This is a genomic window from Bifidobacterium pseudolongum subsp. globosum (genome assembly GCF_004155535.1).
GTDB lineage: Bacteria > Actinomycetota > Actinomycetes > Actinomycetales > Bifidobacteriaceae > Bifidobacterium > Bifidobacterium pseudolongum_C.
The window spans coordinates 382,261-405,383 of sequence record NZ_RYUH01000010.1; the positions used below are offsets into that span (position 1 = coordinate 382,261).

A 23,123-nucleotide genomic window follows, 5' to 3' on the forward strand; every position below is an offset into this window, starting at 1 on the left:
GCACCGCTCGGAGCACTCCCCTATTGGTTGATGCGCAGGCGGGGGCGCTGCGTCGGCACATACTGCGGTTCGGCATTGCCATCCACCGCGTTGGCGTCCACAATGACCTGCGCGATGTCGCTGCGGTTGGGCAATTCGAACATCGTGGTCTCGAGCGTGCGTTCGATGATGGAACGCAGGCCGCGCGCGCCGGTGCCTTTGTCGAGCGAGATCCGGGCGATGCGGTCGATCGCGTCGTCGGTGAAGACCAGATCCACGCCATCCACATCGAAGAGTTTGCGGTATTGCTTGACGAGCGCATTGGCCGGTGTGGTCAGGATCTGCCGCAGCTCGTCGATGCCGAGTTCGTTGAGCGCCGTGACGACCGGCAGGCGGCCGATGAATTCCGGCAACAGGCCGAATTCCGCCAAGTCATCGGCGGTGACCATCGCCAACAGATCCTTGGGGTCGTACGTCTGGGTGCGCCATGCGGCGCCGAACCCGGTCTCACGTGTGCCGATCCTGCGTTCGACGATTGTGTCGAGGCCCACAAAGGCGCCGCCGCAGATGAACAGGATGTCGCGCGTGTCGATCTCCACGCCATCCGCTTCGCCACGCTGCTTGCGCGCGTTGTCCATCGGCACATGCACCGTGGTGCCCTCGAGGATCTTGAGCAGCGACTGCTGCACGCCTTCTCCGGAGACGTCGCGCGTCATGGCGGTGTTGTCTCCGCCCTTGCGTGCGATCTTGTCAATTTCGTCGATATAGACAATGCCGCGGCGCGCACGGTCCACATCGCCGTCGGCCGCTTGGATGAGCCGTCGCAACACCGTTTCCACGTCGTCGCCCACATAGCCGGCCTCGGTGAGCGTCGTGGCGTCGACGATGACAAAAGGCACCTGCATGGCCTTGGCCAGCGTCTGCGCCAGATAGGTCTTGCCCACGCCGGTCGGCCCGAGCAGCAGGATGTTGGATTTGGACACCTGCACGTCTTCGAGCGGGTCGATGATCCGGCGCGCCTCCCCAGTGAGCAGCCCCGGCTCCTGTGCGGCAGGGTCGTGGGCGTCGAGCGCGCCGAGCCTGATGCGTTTGAAATGGTTGTAGACCGCCACGCTGAGCGTGCGCTTCGCCGCCTGCTGGCCGATCACATAGCGGTCGAGCACCTCGTTGATCTGGGCGGGTTTGGGCAGGTGTGCGACTTCGAGCCTGGCGTCTTTCGACCGCTCCTCGGCGATGATGTCCACACACAGCGCCACGCATTCATCACAGATCGCCACGCCTGCGCCGGCGACGAGCCGGCCCACTTCGTGTTCGCTTTTACCGCAGAACGAACAGCGCTGCACGCCGTCGTTGTAGCTGACCACCCGTCCCATTGGTCACGCCGTCCTTCCCGTGGGCCCCTGATGTGCTGTGCGCCGGCGGCCACATAGGCGCGCCGGCGCACAGCACATCACGATGCCATGTGCATGGTTTGCGTTATTGCTTGCCGCCGCGCGGTTGCAGCACTTCGTCCACGATGCCGTAGTCCTTGGCTTCCTGAGCGGTGAGGAACGTGTCCACTTCGATGTCTTTGCGCACGCGTTCGAGCGGCTGCCCGGTGCGTTCGACAAGCGTGTTCTCGAGCCATTCGCGCATGCGGAGCATCTCGCGCGCCTGGATCTCGATCTCGGTGGCCTTGCCGAAGCCCTGGTCGATCGCCGGCTGGTGGATCAGCACGCGGGCGTTCGGCAGGATCAGACGCTTGCCCTTGGTGCCCGCCGCAAGCAGGATGGCCGCGGCCGATGCCGCTTGTCCGAGGCACACGGTCTGCACGTCGGGCTGGATGTAGTTCATCGTGTCGTAGATCGCCGTCATCGCGGTCATCGAACCACCCGGCGAATTGATGTACATCATCACGTCGCGGTTCGGGTCGAGGCTTTCCAGCACGAGCAGCTGCGCCATGATGTCGTCTGCCGTCGTGTCGTCGACCTGCACACCCATGAAGATGATGCGGTCGTCGAACAGGCGCGTGTACGGGTTCTGACGCTTGTATCCGTACGGCGTCTTCTCTTCGAACTCCGGCACGACATACCGGTTCTGCGGACCGGCGAGACGCTCGGCGCGCGCTACGAATTTCGCTTCTTCAGATGCCATGCTCACTCCTTGGTAGTGTTCATGGTGTCGTGCGTGGAGACGAGCTTGTCGACGAAGCCGTATTCAAGCGCCTCCTGCGCAGTGAACCAATGGTCGTATTCGTTGTCGCGGTAGATCTCCTCGACCGTGTGCCCGGTCTGCTCCGCGGTCAGTTCGGCGAGCGTCTTCTTCATGTTCATGATGAGCTCGGCGCTGATGCGCACGTCGGTCGTGGTGCCGCCGATGCCGCCGGACGGCTGGTGCATCAGTACACGCGCGTGCGAGGTCAGGAAACGCTTGCCCTTGGTGCCCGAGCTCAGCAGGAACTGGCCCATCGACGCGCACATGCCGATGCCCACCGTGGCCACGTCCGGCTCGATGAGCTGCATCGTGTCGTAGATCGCCATGCCCGCGGTGATCGAGCCGCCCGGCGAATTGATGTACAGCCAGATGTCGCTCTTCGGGTCCTCCGCGGCGAGCATGAGCATCTGCGCGCAGATGCGGTTCGCCATGTCATCCTTGACTTCCTCGCCCATCCAGATGATGCGGTCCTTGAGCAGCCGGTTGAAAATCGGGTCGGAGGGGCCTGCGGGCATGTCGCCTTCGGCCATGGTCGGTGTCAGTATTCCACTCACCTTGTCTCCTTTGTGGTTGTTGTGCAGTTACACATTACTTGTTTCAAACGACGGGAGGCCGTTTCTATTCCCGGCATGGCGCCCCGCCACGAATGTGCCGGTCACCGTGGCCACGGCACAGGCGAGCGCCACCGGCACATACAGGTTCGACGGTGCTTCGGTGAGTTCCATGACGAGCGTCATGGCCATGAGTGGCGCGTTCTGCGAGGCGCTGAGCAGCGCGCAGGCACCGATGAGCGCATAGACGCCGATTGAATTGGTGCCGAACAGTTGCATCCATACAATGCCGAGCACACACCCCATCGATGCGCCGAGCGCGATGCCCGGTGTCAGGACGCCACCGGAGGCGCCTGCGCGGATCGTCATCAACGTGACGACCGCTTTCGCGGCGAACGAGAGCAACAGCAGCGGGATGAACGCGAGTTCGGGGCGCCCCGCGAACCCCATCTGCGCGGTGGCCCGGCCATTGCCCATGACCTGTGGGATCCAGATGGCGATGACCGCGGTGATGCAGCCGGCGAGCGGCAGCTGCCAGAGGATCGCCGCACCACTCGCCTTATGTGATTCGGCCCATTGCGCGCCGCGGCGGAACCATGCGCCGCACACGCCCACCACGAGCCCTGCAATCAGCGCGAACCCCATGAGGTCCGGTGTGAAGATGGCGTCCACCTGCCCGATCACATAGAACGTGTGCGTGCCTTTGATCAGCGTGGCGACCCATGCGGCAAGCGCGGCGCAGGCGAACGAAAGACCGACGGTCACGGCGCTCACATTGACGAGCAGGATCTCCACGGCGAAGAACCCGCCGGCGAGCGGTGCGTTGTAGACGCCGGCGAGACCGGCGGCCGCGGCGATCGCAACCACGGTCTGCAGGTCGGCGCGGTGGAGCCCCGTCCACCGGCAGAGCCGTTGCGCGAGCATGGCGCCGAGTTCGCGCGGAGCAACTTCACGACCGACCGACAGGCCGCAGCCGACGATGAAGATCTGCAACAGCACATGCGCCACGGTCTGCCACACCGGCATCAGCGTGCCGCGCACCGCCTGCCGCACGGACGGCACAGCCTGCGTCTTGGTGCGCAGCAGCCACCACAGCAGCGCGGCGCACGAGGCGCCGATGATGAGCGACAACGCACGGCGCACAGGGTGGGTCAGGAACGGCCCGGGCAATTCAGGTGTTTCCACAAAGCCCAAGGCAATGTGCTCGATGGTGTAGAGCAGCAATGTGAGCGCGCCCGCGCATGCGCCGATGAGCACACCGAGCACCAGCACCGTCGTGATCAATGCGACGGACCGCGACCCCAGCGGCTTGCGGTCCGGATCGAGGTCGTCGCCGCGCGCGCCGGCCATCTGGAATTCGTCGTTGTCCCAATGGCCCGCATGCGCCCCGGGCTGCAGCATGGCCGTTCCCTTTGCCGCCACGGTCGTCCTTTCCGTTCGCTGTTCGATGATGGTACGCAATGGTCCCGCCGGCGCTGTGCTGGCGCGGGCGGGACCATTGCCTTACGGCAGTCAGCCAACCATGATCGGCGGTTCACCCGCCGGCATGTCAGGCGTTCTCTTCGTTGGAAGCGTTGAGCGAATCGGCCACGGCCGCAGCGGCAGCGGCGGCGGCGACGGATTCGTTGTCGTCCACGGCGGCCTCGGCTTCGGCCTCATCGGAGCCAAGGAACTCGCTCAGGTCGAGCGGCTCGCCGTCCACGGTGAACGAGACGGCGCGCATGCCGGCGAGCAGGCCCTTGGAACGGGCCACTTCCTCGACGGCGGAGCCGATCTGGCCGTTGCGCATGATGGCCTGGATGAACTGGTTCGGATCCATGCCGTACTGCTGTGCGATCGACGCGAGGAAGTTGAACACGTCGCTCTGCGACACCTCGACGTCCATCTTCTCGGCGAGCGCATCGAGGACCATCTGGTCTTCGAGCAGCTTGTCCACGGCCTCTTCCGCTTCCTTCTTCTGGTCCGCGGTGGCCTTGTCCTTGTCGGTGCCCATGCTCTGCAGCTGCTGCTCAAGCATGTGCTCCTTGACGCCCTTCGGCGCCGGGATCTCGAGGCCTTCCTCGATGCGCGCGATGAACGCGTCACGGGCCTTGGTGGCCTGCATGCCGAGCGCGTCGGACTCGATGTTCTTCTTGATCTCGTCCTTGAGCTCGTCGAGCGTGTCGAACTCGGAGGCTTCCTGCGCGAAGTCGTCGTCGAGTTCCGGCAGTTCCTCGGCCTTCACGGAGTTGACCTTGACCTTGACGAGGGCCTTCTCGCCTTCGTGCTCGCCGCCTTCCAGCGTGCTTTCGAACGAGGTTTCCTCGCCGGCCGACAGGCCTTCGAGGGCTTCGTCGAGGCCGTCGAGCATGGTGCCCGAACCGATCTCGTAGCTGATGCCCTCCTGGGAGTCGACGGATTCGCCGTCGATCTGCGCATCGAGGTCGATGTTGACGAAGTCGCCGTTCTGGGCCGGGCGGTCCACGCCCACGAGGGTGGCGAAACGCTGGCGCAGGGACTCAAGGCGGTTGTTCACGTCTTCGTCGGTGATCTCGGCCTTCTCAACCTCGATCGTCATGCCGTCAAGGTCCGGCAGCTCGAAATCAGGGCGGCGCTCAACGGTCGCGGTGAACTTGAGCTTCGTGTCGTCGTCCGCGTTCTGAGGCATTTCCACGACTTCGATCTCCGGCTGCGCCATCGGACGGATCTCCTTGGTCTGCAGCGCCTGCGAATAGAAGTCCGGGATGGCCTTGTTCACGGCTTCGCCGGCTACGGCGCCGAATCCAACGCGCTGGTCGACGAGCTTGCCCGGCACATGGCCCTTACGGAAGCCAGGAACGGTGATCTGCTCGGCGATTTCCTTGCGAGCGGTGTCGAGGTACGGCTCGAACTCTTCCTGGTCGATGGTGATGGTGAGCTTGGCCTTGGTCGGCTCTAGATTCCTAACGCTGATTTTCACGCTGTATGCTCCTGATACGTATTGTCAATGCTCTGCCCGGAGGCAACCGTTACATGATACCGCGAGTCAGCGACGCGGCCAACAGATGAATCTGCCATGGGCGGGCGCCTTGTTCCTCAAGGAATCCGGCCACATCGCGCGTGCCCGGCTCGTCGGTCCAGCACAGGTTGCGCACAATCTGCGGTTTGATCAGCACATCCGGCGGCGTATGCGTGTCTTCAGAAACCTGGTTGACGAGCGCCCGGCACTCCTGCAGACGCCTGAAACGGTCCGGGTGGTGCTTTTGCCAGAGTTTCATGGATTTCGGCGCATTGACCTGCGTGGCAGACCCTTCCGGCGCTGGCATGACCGGCAGTTCGCCCTCGGGCAATTCCAACGCGCGCTGGATGGCCTGCTTCCACACGCTCGGCTTGACTTTGCGCTGGATCGGTGCATACCGCTCGAACATCTTGTCCTGGTCGGTGCCCAAGTGCATGCGCACGCGCTCGTTGAGCGAGCGGATGGCACGGAACTGCCTGGCGTTGCGCGGTTTGGCCTGTGCGGCTTCGATGATCGACGCGTCGGCGAGCAGCAAACTCGGGGCGATGTCGTACCGCCGGGCGAGCTCATCGCGTTCGGTCCACAGTTCCTTGGCGATGGCAAGTGCACGGCGGTCGCGTTGGATGGTGTTGATGTGCGATATGCGCAGCCAGGGCACCGCATGGGGGCGCCGGGGGTGCAGATCCGTGCGCAGCACATACTCGAATTCCTGGCACGCCCATTCCCATTTGCCCGCGCGTTTGAGGTCGATCGTCATCTTGTGCGCGAGCGGGATGAGCAGTTCCACGTCGAGCGCCGCGTAATTGCGCCAGTCGCGCGGCAGCGGCCGGTACGACCAGTCGGCGGCGGAATGCTCTTTCGCAAGCGTCATGCTCAGATAATGCTCGGTCACATAGGCGAGACCGAAGCGGTGGAGTCCCAGGATGCGCGCGGCGATCTCGGTGTCGAACAGCGCGTGGGGCGTGAGCGAGAGTTGGGCGAAGCCGGGAAGGTCCTGCTTCGCGTCGTGCAGGATCCATGTGGCGTCGCCGACGGCGCGGTTGAACATGCCCCAGTCCACGCCGACCGCGTTCAACGCCATCGGGTCGAGCAATCCGATGCCGGCGCCGTCGCGTTTGAATTGGATGAGCCAATCGTCGTGGCCGTAGCGGTACCCCGACGCGCGCTCGGCGTCGGCCGCGAGCGGACCGGACGCCGCTGACAGCCTGTCGCAGTAGTCTTCGAAGCCTTCCAGGGTGTCGGTCACCTGCGGGACGCCTTCCCGGGGTTCCCGCAGCAACACGGGCTCGTCGTTCACGCGTGCTCTCCTTGTTGGTGCATCGGACTTGTCACAGACAAATCATGTAACCACTCCCCGACAGTCCACATCACCGGCCAAAGGTGCCGAAGCGGGCGCACAACCGTTTAATACACGGTGAATCCGTAGGATTCGAATTGCTCCTTGACGCGTTCCTTGCACGCGCGCGACGGCCCCTTCTGGTCTTCGAGCGGGTACGGGATGCGCATCTCATGCCACTTGGGGCGCCCGAGCTGGTGGAACGGCAGCACGTCGATGTGCTCCACGCTGTCGCCGAAGGACTGGCAGATCCGGGCCACCTTGTCCACGTTCTCCTCGCCGTCGGTCAGGCCGGGCACGAGCACGAAACGCACCCAGATCTTCTTGCCCTTGGCGGCGAGCCGTTGGCCGAAGTCGATCGTGGGCTGCAGCACGCCGCCGGTCACCTTCTCGTAGATGTCGGGGTCGCCGGATTTGACGTCGAGCAGGCACAGGTCGATGTCGTCAAGCATCTCGTCGGTGTAATTGCGGTTGAGGAACCCCGAGGTGTCCAGACACGTGTGCACCCCCATCTGCTTGGCTGCGTGGAACACGCGCGAGACGAAGGCGGGCTGCATCATCGATTCGCCGCCCGAGAACGTGATGCCGCCATGTGTGGCCTTGAACAGGTCCGCGTAGCGTTCCACTTTCTTGATCATGGCGTCGAGGAACACCGGCTTGCCATCGCGCATCTTCCACGTGTCCGGATTCTGGCAGTATTGGCAACGCAATGGGCATCCGCTCATGAACACCGTCATGCGCGTGCCCGGCCCGTCGACCGACGTGTTGATGTCCCATGAGTGCACGAAGCCGATGTCGCCGGTCTTCAGCGCGCGGATCCGGTCGCGCCGGTCGAGTCCGACCGGTGATTCGAAACCGGACAGGCCGCCCATGAGTGTTTGGCTGGCGTATTCCTTCGATGTTTTGAGCATGTGCTGCGTTGTCGTGCGGAACCCGGTGCTCTGCGCGTTGTTCTCCATGCCGGTCACCTCCATTGGCGCTAAGGCCCCTTTCACCTTACGGTGGGGTGCAGGGGCGCGCGTGTTGTTCATCGATTGCGTAACCAATTGCAAAGGGCGGAGCCAATGGCCCCGCCCTCATGCGTTCACGTCAGTCTGACGTCAGTCCTCCACGGCGCCCTGATGGAAGGTGCGCGAGATGACGTCGAGCTGCTGCTCCTTGGTGAGCTTGACGAAGTTCACCGCGTAACCGGAGACGCGCACGGTCAGGTGCGGGTACTTCTCCGGGTGCTCCACGGCGTCTTCGAGCTGTTCCTTGCGCAGCACGTTGATGTTCGCGTGGTACAGGCCGTGGCCGTTGCCCGCGTCGAGGATGCCCACCAGGTTGTTGATGCGCTCATCCTCGTCACGGCCCAGGCCGTCGGGGGTGATCGTGTTCGTCAGCGAGATGCCGTCGAGCGCGTCGTTGTAGTCGATCTTGCCGACCGAGAACATCGACGGGAGCATGCCGTGCGAGTCCATGCCGTTCTCCGGGTTCGCGCCCGGCGCGTACGGCGTGCCCTTGATGTGGCCCGAGGGGAAGGAACCGGTGTTCTTGCCGTATTCCACGTTCGAGGTGATCGTCAGGATCGACTGCGTCGGCACGGCGCCACGGTAGACCGGCAGGCGCTTGACCTGACCCATGACCGTGGAGACGACCCACTTGGCGATGTCGTCGGCGCGGTCGTCGTCGTTGCCGTAGAGCGGGAACTCGCCTTCGGTGCGGTAGCCGACGATCAGGTCGTCCTCGGCGCCTTCGACGTACTCGAACTCGTGGCCCGGCATGTCCTTGGCGTCCTTGTTGTAGATCGGGTACACCTTGGCGTACTTGCAGGCCGAGAGCGAATCCGCCGCGATGGACAGGCCGGACATGCCGCAGCCGAGCGTGCGGTAGACCTCGCGGTCGTGCAGCGCCATCTCGATCGCCTCGTATGCATACTTATCGTGCATGTAGTGGATGATGTTGAGCGCCTCGACGTAGGTCTCCGAGAGCCATTCGAGGGCCTTCTCGTAGTTCGCCTTGACCTTCTCGTAATCCAGGGAGCCGTCGGCTTCCGGCGTGATCGGCTCGATGTGGCCCTTGTCGATGACCTGCTGGCCGGTCATCTCGTCACGGCCGCCGTTGATCGCGTACAGGAGCGCCTTGGCGGAGTTCACACGGGCCGCGAAGAACTGCATCTGCTTGCCCACGCGCATCGGCGAGACGCAGCATGCGATGGCGGCGTCGTCGCCCCAGTGCGAACGGATCTCCTTGTCGGACTCGTACTGGATGGCCGAGGTGTCGATCGAGATCTTGGCGCAGAAACGCTTGTAGCCTTCCGGCAGCTTCGGATCCCAGAAGATCGTGATGTTCGGCTCGGGGCCCGGTCCAAGGTGCTCGAGTGTCAGCGTGTTGAGCAGACGGAACGAGGTCTTCGTGACGAGCGTGCGGCCGTCGTCGCCGAAACCGGCGTCCGACCAGGTCGCCCAGTACGGGTCGCCCGAGAAGATCGAATCGTAGTCCTTGGTGCGCAGGAAGCGCACGATGCGCAGCTTCATCACCAGGTTGTCGATGATCTCCTGGGCGTCCTGCTCGGTGATCTTGCCGCTCTTGAGGTCGCGCTCGAAGTAGATGTCGAAGAACGTGGAGACGCGGCCGAAGCTCATCGCGGCGCCGTCCTGGCTCTTGACGGAGGCCAGATAGCCCATGTAGGTCCACTGCACGGCTTCCTGAGCGTTCATCGCCGGGCGTGCCAGGTCCAGGCCGTATTCCTTGCCCAGGTTGATGAGCTTCTTGAGGGCCTTGATCTGCTCATCATGCTCTTCGCGGTAACGGATCCAGTGCTCGATCTCGGTCTCCGAGAAATCGTTGCGGTACGGGATCGCGTCCTTGTCGCGCTGCTTGAACTTGATCAGCGCGTCCACGCCGTACAGGGCGACACGGCGGTAGTCGCCGATGATGCGGCCACGGCCGTAGGCGTCCGGCAGACCGGTGAGGATCTTGTTGTGGCGGGCGAGCTTGATGTTCTTGGTGTACACGCCGAACACGCCGTCGTTGTGCGTCTTGCGGTACTTGGTGAAGATCTCCTTGATCTTCGGATCCGGCTCCTTGCCGGCTTCCTTGATGGCCTGCTCGACCATGCGCCAGCCACCGTTCGGCATCATCGCGCGCTTGCAGGGCTCATCGGTCTGCAGGCCGACGATCACATTGTCGACCTCAGCGGAATCGATGTAGCCAGCGGGGAATGCGTCCACATCCGCCGGGGTGTGGGTGTCCACGTCGTACACGCGCTGCTTGCGCTCGACAGCCAGGTAATTGTCATCCAGGTACTTCCACAGATGCTTCGTCTTGTCGGTGGCATCAGCGAGGAACGATTCGTCGCCCTCGTACGGGGTGTAGTTCTTCTGGATGAAGTCGCGAACGTCGATGTCCTTCTCCCAGTTGCCCGGCACAAAACCTTCCCAGGCCTGCTCCTTGACTTCCTCTGGGGAGAGAGCGGTCGCATCAACTGCTGCCATTGGTACTCCTTGATGTTGGTTCTCTTTTGATCAGCGCGTCCTCGCGCTGTCGACTCCTCCATCGTACGCGTTCTTTACCGGCGAAAAGCGTCGAAACGGCGTGAGCTAGCTCACAAATGCCGTTTTTGGCTGTGAACTAGCTCACGAATGGTGTGGAGAACCGGCACAAGGCCGTATGGAGACTACTTGGCGCCCCAGCTGTTCCACTGGTGGTCTTCGTCGTCCCACTGCTTGTTGCGCGTCTGGGCGGTTTTCAACGCGTCCATCGCGGCTTCGCGCGTGGGGTACGGTCCGATCCGGTTCTGCATCGGCGATTGCGGCCCGAGCTCCACCTCGCCGGTCGCCGTGTTGTAATACCACTGCTGTGGATCTGTCATGTTGGGTCCTTTCCTCTTTGGATGTCCGTATGCCGCGCGACCGCACGACCGCTATTCACGAAACGCGCTCGTGACGGGCAGACGGCGGTCGCGGCCGAACGCGAGCGCGCTGACCTTCGGCCCGAGCGGGTACTGGCGGCGCTTCCATTCGGCGCGGTCGACGAGGCGCATGACCGTCGAGACGGTCTCGTCGTCGAATCCGTCGGCGAGCAGGTCGGCGCGGCCGTGCGCGTGCTCGATGTATGCCTCGAGCACGCGGTCGAGCAGCTCGTACTGCGGCAGCGAATCGCTGTCCTTCTGCCCCGGGCGCAGTTCGGCGCTGGGGGCCTTGGTGATCGAGTTGACGGGGATCATCACACCGCCGGGCAGCTGCACGCCGGCGTCTCCCGCCTCGTTGCCGACGATGTGCAATCCACCGACGCCCATGCCCGCGGCGGCCGCGCTGTTGCGCCAGCGCGCCAACTGCCAGACCTTGGTCTTGAACACGTCTTTGATCGGCGCGTAGCCGCCCACCGCGTCACCGTAGATCGTCGAATAGCCGCAGGCGAGCTCGGACTTGTTCCCGGTCGCGAGCGCAAGCACGCCCTTGGAGTTCGAGTAGGCCATGACGATGACGCCGCGGATGCGCGCCTGCAGGTTCTCCGCGGACACGCCGTCCAGCGCGAGCTGCTGCTGGAACGCATCGTACATCGGTTTGATCGGCTGCACGTCGTAGTGTGCCCCGATGTTGGCGGCCAGATCGGCGGCGTCGTCTTTCGAGCCTTGCGACGAATACATGCTCGGCATCGAGATGCCGTACACGTTGCCGCCGCCCACCGCGTCGGCCGCCATGGCCGCCACGAGGGCCGAGTCGATGCCGCCGGACAACCCCAGGCACACACCGGCGAAACCGTTCTTGGCCATGTAGTCCTTGAGTCCCAGCACGCATGCGGTGTACACCTCTTCGTCGGGGTCCATACGCGGTGCGACCTCGCACACCTCTTGGTGTTCGCGGTCCGTGTCGAGTGTGAAGTACGCGAGGTCCTCCATGAACATCGGCGAACGCTGGAGCAGCGTGCCATCCGTATCCACCACGAAGGTGCCGCCATCGAAGACGAGGTCGTCCTGGCCGCCCACCTGGTTCACGTAGATCATCGGCGCATGCACTTCGGCGGCGCGCCTGCGGGCCAGGTCGAGCCGGGTCCGGGTCTTGCCCTCTTCGTAGGGGGAGCCATTGATCGTCAGCAGCACGTCGATGTGCTCCGCGGCAAGCTCGGCGACCGGGCCGCCGTCCTGCCAGATGTCCTCACAGATTGCCAGCCCCACGCGCACGCCGTCGATCGAAAGCACGACGTGCCGCTCACCGGCGGAGAAGATGCGGAATTCGTCGAACACGCCGTAATTGGGCAGGAAGTGCTTGTCGTACCCGGCCCACACCAGGCCGCCGTGCAGCACCACGAGGCGGTTGCGCGGCTTGCCGTTGGCGTGGTCGGTGCCGACGGTGCCCACCACCACGTACAGGCCTCCCATGCCTTCGCTTTCGAGCTGCGCGGCCAGTTCGTTGGCTTTGTTCCATGCGGCTTCACGGAATGTGGCACGCAGGGCCAGGTCTTCGATCGGGTAGCCGGTCAGGGTCATCTCCGGGAAGACGACGACGTCGGCGCGCTCACGCGCCATGCGGGTGGTTGCGATGACTTTGGCGGCGTTGCCGTCCAGATCGCCCACGCAGGTGTCGATCTGCGCAAGCGCGAAACGTGTTGTGCTCATGCTCCCCTAGTGTATCCGCTCGCCACGCGTTACGCGTTTCGAATGATTCACCGGGCGCCGCTTACGCGCAGGGCGTCAAGCACGTCGAGCGCGGCGTTCGCGTAGAAGTCGGCGCCCGTGCGCACCGTCTCGTCGAATCCCACGAAGCGCGGGCTGTGCCAATCGGCGCATCCGGGTGTGCCGTTCGACCCGACGAATGCGAACACCGGGCGGGTGACCCTGGCGTATTCGGCGAAGTCCTCGCCGGCCATCGACGGCATGATCGGCGCGAGGCTCGCGTATTGCGGGATATGCGCATACACCGGCTCGATGAGCGCGGGGTCGCTGACAAGCGGGTCCTGGAAGTCGTCCCAGTCCACGCTCGCGGCGATGCCGTAGGCCGCCGCCGTCTGTTCGACGATCGTGCGGAACCGCTCGGCCGCCAGGTCGCCGTCCTCGCGGTGGAAATAGCGCACAGTGCCTTGGAAGCCGGCTTCGGCGGGCACAACGTTCCACACGTCGCCGCCATGCACTTCGGTCACCGAGACGACGAGCGGGTGGAACGGCGTGACATTGCGGCTCACAATGGTCTGCAGGCTCATGATCATCGAGGCCATCGCCTCGAGCGGGCCGGTGCCTTTGTGCGGATAGCCGGCATGGGTGCCCTGCGCGTGCAGCGTGACGCCGAAGCGCACGCAGCCGGCCATCATCGGGGCGGTGCCCGCGGCGAGCGTGCCGGGCGCGTAATTGGGGTTGTTGTGCGTGCCGATGATCGCCTCGACGCCGTCGACGAGCCCCGCGTCGATCACGGCGCGCGCGCCGAGCCCCAGCTCTTCGGCGGGCTGGAAGATGATGCGCACGGTGCCGCCGATCAGTTCGCGGTGCGCGCTCAACCAGAACACCGCGCCCAGCAGGCTCGCCATGTGCAGGTCGTGCCCGCAGCCGTGCATGACGCCGGGGTTGACGGAAGCGAAGCCGAGCCCCGAATCCTCGTGGATCGGCAGGCCGTCGATGTCGGCGCGCAACGCGACGGTCGGCCCTGCGTGCGCGCCGGTGATCTGCGCCACGACACCGGTCTCCATCGGGTTCGCGAGCACGTCGATGCCGTGGTCGCGCAGCACACGCTCCAGATAGGCGCTCGTCTCCGTCTCGTGGAACGAACGCTCGGGGTGCGCATGCAGATGGCGGCGGATCGCGATCAGTTCATCGGTGAGCGCGATGTGCGCGGTGATGGATTCCATCATGGGTCCTTTCGGCGAATGGGTGAAGTCGGCGGGCGTGCGCGCTCAGCGGCGCAGCAGACGCTTGGCGATGGCGTTGGCGATGGCCTGCACGACCTGCACCAGCACGATCATGATGATCACGGCCGTCCATGTGACGGTCTGGTCGAACTTCTGGTAGCCATAGGCGATGGCGAAGTTGCCGAGGCCGCCGCCGCCGATGTAGCCGGCCATGGCCGACATGTCGAGCACGCCGATGAACAGGAACGCGTATGCCAGGATGAGCGGGGCGAGCGCTTCGGGGATGAGCACGGTGCGGATGATCGTGAGCTTCGATGCGCCCATCGCGCGTGCCGCCTCGATCACGCCGTGGTCGACCGGCACAAGGTTCTGCTCCACGAGACGCGATGTGGCAAAGGTGCACATCACGACCATCGGGAAGATCGCCGCCGTGGTGCCGATCGACGTGCCCACCACCTTGATGGTGAGCGGCTGCATGGCCGCCAGGAAGATGATGAACGGGATCGGGCGGATGATGTTCACCAGAATGTCGAGGATGCGGTAGACGACCCGGTTCTCGAACAGGTTGCCGGGGCGCGTGCCGTAGAGGATGACGCCGAGCACAAGGCCGAGCGCACCGCCGATCACGATCGTCACCAGCACCATCTGCAGGGTCTGCACGACCGACTGCGCGAGCAACGGCCGCAGCACGGTCCAGTCGCTGCGGCTCGCCAACGCCGCACCTGTCTGCATGGTCAGCATCTGCATCATGCACGCTCCTTGTTCTCGGATTGTTCGTCTTCGGGGTTCATCTCCACCACGTCGTCGACCTGTTCGAGCATCTCGACGTCGGTGGCGAGGGTGCGTACCTCGCCGTCCGCATCGGCGCTTTCGGCGGGCACGGCGAGCTGCGCGCGCGCCACCGCCTGCGCATAGTCGACCGGATCGGCCCGGGTGCCGAAGTCCACGATGTCGCTGTCTTGCGCAAGCTGTGCGAGGAAGCTCCCGATATGCGCGTCGTCACCGCTGAATTCGTAGGTGACCGCGCCGATCGCCACGCCCTGCACGGTGTCGATGCCGCCGTACAGCAGGCTGCTGTGCACGCCGTAGCGCGCGATGAGCTCGGAGATGTTCTGCCCGGACGCCGGCACGAGCGTCGCGCCGGCGGCGTCGGTGATGTCACGCTGGCGGATCACGACGGTCACGAGTCGGCCGGGCCACTGTTCGCGCATCGCCTCGACGCGCGCCGGGTCCGGCAGGCCGTCCATGGCCGTGGCGATGAACCGCTTGGTCACCTCCTGCTTCGGCGCGGCGAACAGGTCGTACACATCGCCCTGTTCGACGACCCTGCCCGCGCTCATCACGGCCACGCGGTTCGCGATCTGCTGCACGACGTTCATCTGGTGCGTGATCAGCACGATCGTGATGCCGAACTGCTCGTTCACGCGTTTGAGCAGGTCGAGCACCTCGGATGTCGTCTCCGGGTCGAGCGCGCTCGTCGCCTCGTCGGCGAGCAGGATCTTCGGGTTCGTCGCCAACGCGCGCGCGATGCCGACGCGCTGCTTCTGGCCGCCGGAGAGCTGGGAGGGGTATTTGTTGGCGTGGTCGGAAAGCCCCACGAACTCGAGCAGCTCCGCCACACGCTTGTCCTGGTAATCCTTGCGCCAGTGGTCGAGTTTGAGCGGGTAGGCCACGTTCTGCGCGACCGTCTTGCTGGAGAAGAGATTGAACTGCTGGAAGATCATGCCGATCTTCTGGCGCACCGGCCGCAGTTTCGATTCGCCCATCGCCGAGACGCGCTCGCCGAGCACGGTGACCGATCCGCTTGTGGGCTGCTCGAGCGCGTTGATCATGCGCACGAGCGTGGATTTGCCGGCGCCCGAATACCCGATGATGCCGAAGATGTCGCCGGCGCCTATGCTCAACGACACGTCGTCCACGGCGCGCGTCGACTGTTTGGAGCCGCGCTGCCTGAACTCTTTGCTCACATGGTCGAACACGATGATCGGTTCGCTCGTCTGTGTCATGATACTGCCTTCCACCTGATGGCCCGGCCGCCTGTGCAGGCCGTGGCCGGCGTGTGACGATGCTACAACAGCGGGGCCGAACGGCCCGTGCGCCATTGTAGCGAACGGTGCCGCTCGGCCCCATTGCGGGCACGGGCGTCAGTGCTGCTTGATGTCGTTTTCGATGTCGGTGAGGTACTGCTGCAGTTGCGCCGTGGTGAACTTGTCAGCGAACACGGCGGTGCCGCCGGACTCCTCCTGCAGGGCGTCGAGCACCGGCTTCGTCTGGTAGATCTCGACGCACTTCTTGTACACCTCGTTGTTCACATCATCGGCGCGCACGGCGAAGATGTTGATGTACGGGCGTGACTCCTCGGATTCCGCGTCGTCCTGGTATAGGGCGTCGGTGGGCTTGAGGCCGGCGTCGGCCACGTAGTCGTTGTTGATCACGCCTGCGGACAGGTCGCTTGAGCCCGCTTTGAGCGTGTTGGCGATCTGTTCGGCCTTCATGGGGACGACCTTGACCTTGGAGTTCGCGGTGTCCACGTCCTGCGGGATCGTGAACGCCGTCCAATCACCCTTGAGCGTGATGAGCCCCGCGGCCTTGAGCACGCCGAGGGCGCGCGCCTGGTTGGTCTCGTCGTTCGGGATCGCCACGGTGGAGCCGGCGGGCAGCTGCGAAAGGTCGGTGTACTTGGGCTTGTCGCCGTCGAACACCGAATACAGGCCGAGCGGGTAGATCGCCACACCGCCGAGCGGCTGCAGGTCCTTCTTGTTCTGCACGTTGTAGTTCGCCAGATACAGCAGGTGCTGGAACTCGTTCATGTCGAGGTCGCCCGCATCGAGTGCCGGGTTCTCGCTCGTGTAGTCCTGGAAATCCTTGATGTCGACGTAGATGCCCTGCGCCTTGGCCTGCTTGGTGAACTCCACCCACTGCGGGTCGGTGGCGCCGACCACGCCGATCACGACCGGGTTCGTCTCCGAGCCCTTCGGCGCATCGTCGTTCTTGTTCATGGCGCGGTAGCCGAAGAAAGCGGCCACGGCGAGCGCCGCGACCACCACGACCGCGATCACGATGTTGCGTGCGCGGTGGTTGACGCGCACCGGTTCCTCGGTGTTGAACTCTGGGGTGTTGGATGACATGGTGTTCCTCTGTGCTTATGTTGGGTGTCTTCTTGGCTTCCTCCGGCGGGTGCGCCGAACAACGTGTCCAACAATACGGCGCCCGCCTCACGCCACACGCGGGCCGGGATATAGCGTTTGGTTATACAATCCGTTCAATCCTTGGTATCGTGCCGATTGCGCTTTCGCCGAACATTGCGGAGCCCGCACTTGCAGCCAGAATACGACCACAATCATCTCACATAGTGACCAATCGATGGCGGTCCGACGGCTGGGCCGAAGGACCCCACTCCCCCACGCGCGCTACAGTGGCGCCCATGACCACTGCACCAGATCCGGCCGCCCCCGACATCCGCGCGGCGTTCTTCGACATCGACGGCACACTCACGAGCTTCACGACGCATGCCGTGCCCCAATCCACGGTGGACGCCCTGCACGCCCTGCGCGCGCATGGCGTGAAGACCTTCATCTGCACCGGCCGCGCGCCCTCGCAGACGCCGATCGTGCTGGACGCGCTGCCGGTGGAGTTCGACGGCATCGTCGGCGTCAACGGCCAGTATTGCTGGGACGCCAACGGCGTGATCGGCGCCGAGCCAATGGATCCAGGCGACGTGCGCACGATCCGCGACTGGCTTGACGCGCACCCGAGCGTCGTCGCCTGCTTCAGCGAGGCGGACGCCACCTACTTCAACCATGACTCCGCACAACTGCGCGCCATGTGGGGGTCGCTCGGCAAGACCGCGCCGCACATCGACTTCATCGACCCGCGCACGCGCACGAATCCGGTCTACCAGATCAGCCCGTACATCGACGCCGCGACCGAGGCCGAGCTCGTCTCACTGTGCCATGCCGTGCGCGGCGTGCGCTGGCACCCCGACTTCGTGGATCTGATCCCCGCCGACGGCGGCAAGAACAGGGGCATGGAGCGCATGCTGCACCATTACGGCCTGACGCGCGCCCAATCGATCGCGTTCGGCGACGGCGGCAACGACATCGACATGCTGCGCTACGCAGGGCTCGGTGTGGCGATGGGCAACGCAACCGACGAGACGAAGCAGGTCGCGGACTATGTGACCGGCAGTGTGGACGACGGCGGCATCGCGCAGGCGCTGCGGCATTTCGGCGTGATCTGACCCGCCCGCCGGCAGGTTGTTTTCCGGTGGGCTCAGCGGGCAGCAGGGACTGTGCTACGGTGAGAGGCTATGACAACTATTATCATGCACACCTCTGAAGGTGATATCCGTATCAATCTGTTCGACACGAAGGCTCCGCACACCGTGGAGAACTTCCTGGGACTGGCCACCGGCAAGAAGGAATGGACCGACCCGTTCACTGGCCAGCCTTCGCACGAGAAGTTCTACGATGGCCTCACGTTCCACCGCATCATCAAGGACTTCATGATCCAGGGCGGCTGCCCGCTCGGCACCGGCACCGGTGGCCCGGGCTATGACTTCGACGACGAGATCGGCCCGACGCTCAAGTTCGACCGCCCGTATCTGCTCGCCATGGCCAACGCCGGCCTGCGCCGCGGCGCCGACGGCAAAGTGCACGGCACCAACGGCTCGCAGTTCTTCATCACCACGGTGCCTACCCCGTGGCTTGACGGCCACCACACGATCTTCGGTGAAGTGGCCGACGAGGAGTCGAAGGCCGTGGTCGACAAGCTCGACGCCGTGGCCACCGACGGTCAGGACCGCCCGCTTGAGCCGGTCATGATCGAATCGATTGAGCTCGTCTGACCTCAACGGTGTCGTGACTCCACATCACGACACATGGCCATGGATGCGGCGCATACGTGGTTGCGCCGCATCCTTGGCCCCGGTAAGCCTGTAGACGTCGAAGACGCCGTCGATCTTGCGCACCGCCGAAAGCAGTGTGTTCAGATGCTGTGGATCGGCCATTTCAAAGCTGAACTGGCTCGTCGCCACACGGTCGCTGCCTGTGGCGATCGACCCCGAGAGGATGTTGACCCCGTGGTCGGAAAGCACGCGCGTCACATCGCTGAGCAGATGCGGGCGATCCAGCGCCTCGACCTGGATCTTGACCATGAACAGGCCCTTGGCGCTCGTCCATTCCACTTCCACCACGCGCTCCGGTTCCTTGCGCTGCAGGTTGATCATGTTCAGGCAGTCCACGCGGTGCACGGACACACCTTCATTGCGTGTGATGAATCCGATGATGTTGTCACCTGGCACCGGCATGCAGCAGCGTGCGAGCTTCACCCACACATCGCTGACGCCCTTGACCGAGATTCCCGGCGTGCCATTGTCGCGCTTGCGCTTCGAGGCGCGTAGCGGCAGCACCTCCTCTTCGGCCTCTTCATTGACCTCGTTGGCGCCCGCGTCCTTGACGAGGTGCGAGATCACGTTCTGCGTGGAGATCTGCCCTTCGCCGATCGCGGCGAACACCGCCTCGGCGTTGGGCATATTCACGTCGTCGGCCACGCCGACCATCGCCTCGGGCGTCAGCAGCGCCTGCACGGGCAGGTTGCGTTTGCGCATCGCGCGCGTCAGCTCGTCACGCCCCTCCTCGATCGCCTCGGAACGGCGTTCCTTGCTGAACCACTGGCGGATCTTGTTGCGCGCCTTGGGGCTCTTGACGAAGCTGAGCCAGTCGCGTGACGGGCCGGCGGTATCCGACTTGCTCGTCAGCACCTCCACGGTGTCGCCGTTTTCGAGTTTCGTGTCGAGCGGCACAAGACGGCCGTTGACGCGCGCACCCATGGTGCGGTGCCCCACCTCGGTGTGCACGGCATAGGCGAAGTCCACCGGCGTGGCGTCCGCCGGCAGCGAGACGATCTTGCCCTTCGGGGTGAACACGTAGACCTCGGCCGCGCCAAGGTCCTCTTTGAGCGAACCGAGGAACTCATTGGAGTCGGGCGTCTCACTTGTCCAGTCGGCGAGCTGCTGAATCCATGCCAGATTGTCGGATTCGCTGAGCTCCTGATTCTCGCCACGCTGGCGGTCGGTCTTGTCGGGCGTGCTCAGTGCACGGCCCGCCTGCCCATTCGCCTTGTATTTCCAATGTGCGGCGATGCCGAACTCCGCACGCCGGTGCATGTCCCATGTGCGAATCTGGATCTCGACCGGCTTGCCGCCCGGGCCGACCACCGTGGTGTGCAGGCTTTGGTACATGTTGAGCTTGGGCATGGCGATGTAGTCTTTGAAGCGTCCCGGCACCGGGCTCCACCGCGCGTGCACGGCACCGAGCACGGCGTAGCAGTCCTGGATCGTGTCGACGATGATGCGCACGCCCACAAGGTCGTAGATGTCCGAAAAATCATGGCCACGCACGATCATCTTCTGGTAGATCGAGAAATAGTCCTTCGGCCTGCCGGTCACATAGGCCTCGATGTGCAGATCCTTCAGATCGTCGTTGATCTCGGCCACAATCTGCTTGAGGTAGACCTCGCGCTGCCCTGCGCGATGCGCCACGAGCATCACGATCTCGTTGTAGATCTTCGGGTAGAGCACTTTGAAGCTCAGTTCCTCGAGCTCCGTCTTGATGGCGTTCATGCCGAGGCGGTTGGCGAGCGGCGCGTAGACGTCGAGCGTCTCGCGCGCCTTCTTCTGCGCGCTCGACGGCTTGACGTAGCGCCAGGTGCGCGCGTTGTGCACGCGGTCGGCGAGTTTGACGACGAGCACGCGCACATCGCGGCTCATCGCCACGACCATCTTGCGGATCGTCTCCGCCTGCGCGGAATCGCCGTAATCCATCTTCGTCAGCTTCGTGACGCCATCCACAAGCCCGGTCACGGTGTCGCCGAATTCCGCACGGCACTCGTCGAGCGTGTAGTCGGTGTCTTCCACCGTGTCGTGCAGCAGGCCGGCCGCCACAACCAGGGGCCCCATGCCCAGATCGGCCAGAATCTGCGCCACGGCGATCGGGTGGATGATGTACGGCTCGCCCGATTTGCGCCGCTGGGAGGAATGCTGGCGCACCGCACGCGCATAGGCGCGCGAGAGGATCTCCATGTCTTCGTCCGGATGGTGCTGGCGGCAGATCGACAGGATCGGCAGCAGCGGGTCCAACGGGTTCTCGCTGATCTCGCACCCCAACATGTTCGCAGGCTGCATCTCATGCTCCGCGTCCGCCATACGCTCCTCCTGTCCCTCTGGTCCCTCATGCGCGCACAGCGAAACGCAGTGCGCGGACGTCATCATTGTACGCGCGCGTGCGCCATGTGCGGCCGGTAAATGTCACCGCCGCACGCCGCTCACACGCCCGTCGAGCCGAATCCCCGCTCGGCGCGGTCGGAACCGGGCAATGCCTCGGCAGGCACGAACCGCGCCTCCACATACCGCTGGATCACGAGCTGCGCGATGCGGTCCCCCGGTTCGAACACCACCGTGTGCTCGGCGTCGAGGTTGATCAACGGCACCATGATCTCGCCCCGGTAGCCGGCGTCGATCGTGCCGGGGGCGTTGAGCACGGTCACGCCCTGCTTCGCGGCAAGCCCCGAACGCGGGTGCACAAGCCCCACGTACCCCGCCGGCAGCGCGATGCGCACGCCGGTGCGCACGAGCGCGCGTTCGAACGGCTTGAGCTCCACATGCTCGGCCGTGCTCAGGTCGGCGCCCGCGTCGCCCGCGTGCGCGTACCGCAGCTGCACTGGGTGCGCCGGGTCGACGGCGCACACCAGCACTTCGGTCTGTTCCGGCTCGTTGTATGCGGGGTCGAACGTCATCAGGCCGCACACTCCTTGCACACAGGCTGGCCGTCGTCGGTGGTGTAGGCAAGCTGGCTGCGGTGCTTCACCAGGAAGCACTGCGAGCAGATGAACTCATCGCCCTGCATGGGGATGACGGTGACCGACGCGTCCTCATTGCTCAGATCGGCACCCGGCAGCTCGTAATCCTCCGCGATGGCATTCTCGTCGTCATCCATGTCTGCGGCGGAATTCTGCGAGTTCTTGCCCAGTGCCTGCAGCGACTCCTCGTCCTCGTCCTTGTTGCGCGGGGAATCATAATCCTGTGCCATTGCGATTCCTTTCGATTGGTATGGCTTCGCCACACAATACACGGTTTTTCCCCGCATAGAATACACGATGTTGCGTAAACGGAAAATCCGACACGTGGGGCACAATGGAAACTGTTCACATTGTGGAAGAAACGAGGTGCCCTGTGCCAGCGGAATCATACCCGATTGCCCAGTTCGATCATGTGACCGGCGAAGGGGCGCTCGTCTTCTCCACAGACCACGGCTATTTCACCATAGAGCTCAACGACGCCCTGGAACGGGCAATCCTCGAAGCCAAGCAGATCCGCGCCGAACAGCACGACGACAAGCCGGTGCACCAGCAGAGCACACTGCCCATCTCACAGATCCAGGCGTTGATCCGCGCAGGCGCGGACCCCGATCAGGTGGCACGTAAATACGCACTCAACGGTGCGCTCGTGCGCCGCTTCGCCGCCCCGGTGGAATCCGAGAAAAGCTATGCGATCGAGCAGTTCCTGCGTGTGCGCGCCCCAAAGGAGTCGCGCGTGCGCACCTTGGCCGAACTCATCGAGCGCACGCTCGTGGCCGCGCGCATCCCGCGCGAATCCGTGCAGTGGAAAGCCACGCGCCGCGGGCTCGAGCCTTGGCGCATCATCGCGTCGTTCCAATCCGCAGGCCACCCGATCCATGCCGAATGGTCGTGGAACATGCACGACAACACGGTGGTGTGCATCAACAACGCCGCACGCAAGCTCATCGGCGAGGCGAACACCACGCCGGCGGTGGGCATCGGCGACCAGGACGCGGCGCTCAATGAGGCGTTGCCCAACGCCGCCAATCTGCCGGGCGACTCCGCACGATCCGCGCGCATCGAGATGACCGTCTCCGCTTGGAACGAACAATCGCAACCCACGCAGGACGAGCAGCGCAGCACCTCCACTGAGGCTGCCCAGCAGGCGGGCGACATCAAAGAAAGCGCTCCCGCAACACCCCAGGAACCGGTGCGGCAGCCTGACGCCGAAGAAGCAAGGTCGACCGACGATCACGCGCCGTCGTTCGACACCCCGGATGTCATCGATGTGCACGTCGAAGCCGTGCAGGCCGAAAAGGCACAGCCCAACGAGCAACCGGCCGCCAAACCGGCCCACCGCGGGCGCCGCTCCCCCATCCCCAGCTGGGACGAGATCATGTTCGGCAAGGCGCCGAAGGACTGAACCTCCTAC

Annotated in this window: 20 protein-coding genes; 3 read left to right on the top strand and 17 right to left on the bottom strand. The window is 64.3% G+C overall.

All coding sequences use genetic code 11. The annotated features are described in order from the left end of the window. Nucleotides 1–20: 20 nt before the first annotated feature. The 14 genes from clpX to PG2093B_RS05905 form a co-directional block, all read right to left on the bottom strand. A complete protein-coding gene (clpX, locus tag PG2093B_RS05840; protein ID WP_129897680.1) occupies nt 21–1,352 on the bottom strand; it encodes an ATP-dependent Clp protease ATP-binding subunit ClpX in 1,332 nt (443 codons plus the stop codon). Nucleotides 1,353–1,455: 103 nt separating this feature from the next. After that, entirely contained in the window at nt 1,456–2,112 is a 657-nt protein-coding gene (locus tag PG2093B_RS05845; RefSeq protein ID WP_022858783.1) for an ATP-dependent Clp protease proteolytic subunit, read from the bottom strand. A gap of 2 nt (nt 2,113–2,114) precedes the next feature. Next, nucleotides 2,115–2,702, bottom strand: coding sequence for an ATP-dependent Clp protease proteolytic subunit (locus PG2093B_RS05850; RefSeq protein ID WP_033502171.1), 588 nt, complete (start codon nt 2,700–2,702; stop codon nt 2,115–2,117). 51 nt (nt 2,703–2,753) lie between these two features. Continuing rightward, the gene (locus tag PG2093B_RS05855) at nt 2,754–4,124 is read right to left on the bottom strand and encodes a chloride channel protein (RefSeq protein ID WP_129897681.1); all 1,371 of its coding nucleotides are present in this window, start codon (nt 4,122–4,124) and stop codon (nt 2,754–2,756) included. 148 nt (nt 4,125–4,272) lie between these two features. Then, the gene (gene tig / locus PG2093B_RS05860; protein ID WP_129897682.1) at nt 4,273–5,661 is read right to left on the bottom strand and encodes a trigger factor; all 1,389 of its coding nucleotides are present in this window, start codon (nt 5,659–5,661) and stop codon (nt 4,273–4,275) included. A gap of 49 nt (nt 5,662–5,710) precedes the next feature. Continuing rightward, nucleotides 5,711–6,997 (bottom strand): HRDC domain-containing protein, encoded by a 1,287-nt coding sequence (locus tag PG2093B_RS05865; RefSeq protein ID WP_129897683.1) that lies wholly within the window; start codon nt 6,995–6,997, stop codon nt 5,711–5,713. A 107-nt stretch (nt 6,998–7,104) separates the two neighbouring features. After that, nucleotides 7,105–7,995: a pyruvate formate-lyase-activating protein gene (pflA, locus tag PG2093B_RS05870; RefSeq protein ID WP_026648089.1), complete on the bottom strand. Its 891-nt coding sequence runs from the start codon at nt 7,993–7,995 to the stop codon at nt 7,105–7,107. Nucleotides 7,996–8,136: 141 nt separating this feature from the next. Beyond that, nucleotides 8,137–10,512 (bottom strand): formate C-acetyltransferase, encoded by a 2,376-nt coding sequence (pflB, locus tag PG2093B_RS05875; protein ID WP_129897684.1) that lies wholly within the window; start codon nt 10,510–10,512, stop codon nt 8,137–8,139. A 182-nt stretch (nt 10,513–10,694) separates the two neighbouring features. Further along, a complete protein-coding gene (locus tag PG2093B_RS05880) occupies nt 10,695–10,889 on the bottom strand; it encodes a hypothetical protein (protein WP_129897685.1) in 195 nt (64 codons plus the stop codon). 51 nt (nt 10,890–10,940) lie between these two features. Continuing rightward, a complete protein-coding gene (locus tag PG2093B_RS05885; RefSeq protein WP_129897686.1) occupies nt 10,941–12,635 on the bottom strand; it encodes an NAD+ synthase in 1,695 nt (564 codons plus the stop codon). A 47-nt stretch (nt 12,636–12,682) separates the two neighbouring features. After that, nucleotides 12,683–13,858 carry a M20 metallopeptidase family protein gene (locus PG2093B_RS05890; RefSeq protein ID WP_431520215.1) on the bottom strand — a complete coding sequence of 392 codons (1,176 nt, stop codon included), beginning with the start codon at nt 13,856–13,858 and terminating at the stop codon, nt 12,683–12,685. 42 nt (nt 13,859–13,900) lie between these two features. Next, on the bottom strand, nt 13,901–14,596 hold the full coding sequence (locus PG2093B_RS05895; protein WP_230473189.1) for a methionine ABC transporter permease: 696 nt from the start codon (nt 14,594–14,596) through the stop codon (nt 13,901–13,903). Nucleotides 14,597–14,601: 5 nt separating this feature from the next. Next, nucleotides 14,602–15,861: a methionine ABC transporter ATP-binding protein gene (locus tag PG2093B_RS05900; protein WP_129897687.1), complete on the bottom strand. Its 1,260-nt coding sequence runs from the start codon at nt 15,859–15,861 to the stop codon at nt 14,602–14,604. A gap of 138 nt (nt 15,862–15,999) precedes the next feature. After that, complete coding sequence (locus PG2093B_RS05905) at nt 16,000–16,983, bottom strand: MetQ/NlpA family ABC transporter substrate-binding protein (protein WP_129897688.1); 984 nt, start codon at nt 16,981–16,983, stop codon at nt 16,000–16,002. Nucleotides 16,984–17,279: 296 nt separating this feature from the next. Between PG2093B_RS05905 and PG2093B_RS05910 the strand changes: the two genes are divergently transcribed. Beyond that, nucleotides 17,280–18,095: a Cof-type HAD-IIB family hydrolase gene (locus tag PG2093B_RS05910; RefSeq protein ID WP_129897689.1), complete on the top strand. Its 816-nt coding sequence runs from the start codon at nt 17,280–17,282 to the stop codon at nt 18,093–18,095. A 69-nt stretch (nt 18,096–18,164) separates the two neighbouring features. Then, nucleotides 18,165–18,701 (top strand): peptidylprolyl isomerase, encoded by a 537-nt coding sequence (locus PG2093B_RS05915; protein WP_129897690.1) that lies wholly within the window; start codon nt 18,165–18,167, stop codon nt 18,699–18,701. Between the two features lie 24 nt (nt 18,702–18,725). Here PG2093B_RS05915 and PG2093B_RS05920 read toward each other — a convergent pair whose 3' ends face one another. The 3 genes from PG2093B_RS05920 to PG2093B_RS05930 form a co-directional block, all read right to left on the bottom strand. Then, entirely contained in the window at nt 18,726–21,059 is a 2,334-nt protein-coding gene (locus PG2093B_RS05920) for a RelA/SpoT family protein (protein ID WP_129897691.1), read from the bottom strand. A 119-nt stretch (nt 21,060–21,178) separates the two neighbouring features. After that, complete coding sequence (gene dut / locus PG2093B_RS05925) at nt 21,179–21,649, bottom strand: dUTP diphosphatase (protein WP_129897692.1); 471 nt, start codon at nt 21,647–21,649, stop codon at nt 21,179–21,181. Further along, nucleotides 21,649–21,942: a DUF4193 domain-containing protein gene (locus tag PG2093B_RS05930; RefSeq protein WP_022858766.1), complete on the bottom strand. Its 294-nt coding sequence runs from the start codon at nt 21,940–21,942 to the stop codon at nt 21,649–21,651. Before PG2093B_RS05930 ends, dut begins: the two co-directional genes overlap by 1 nt. A 143-nt stretch (nt 21,943–22,085) precedes the next feature. Here PG2093B_RS05930 and sepH point away from each other — a divergent pair, with 143 nt between their 5' ends. Further along, entirely contained in the window at nt 22,086–23,114 is a 1,029-nt protein-coding gene (sepH, locus tag PG2093B_RS05935) for a septation protein SepH (RefSeq protein WP_242502833.1), read from the top strand. Nucleotides 23,115–23,123: the final 9 nt, after the last annotated feature.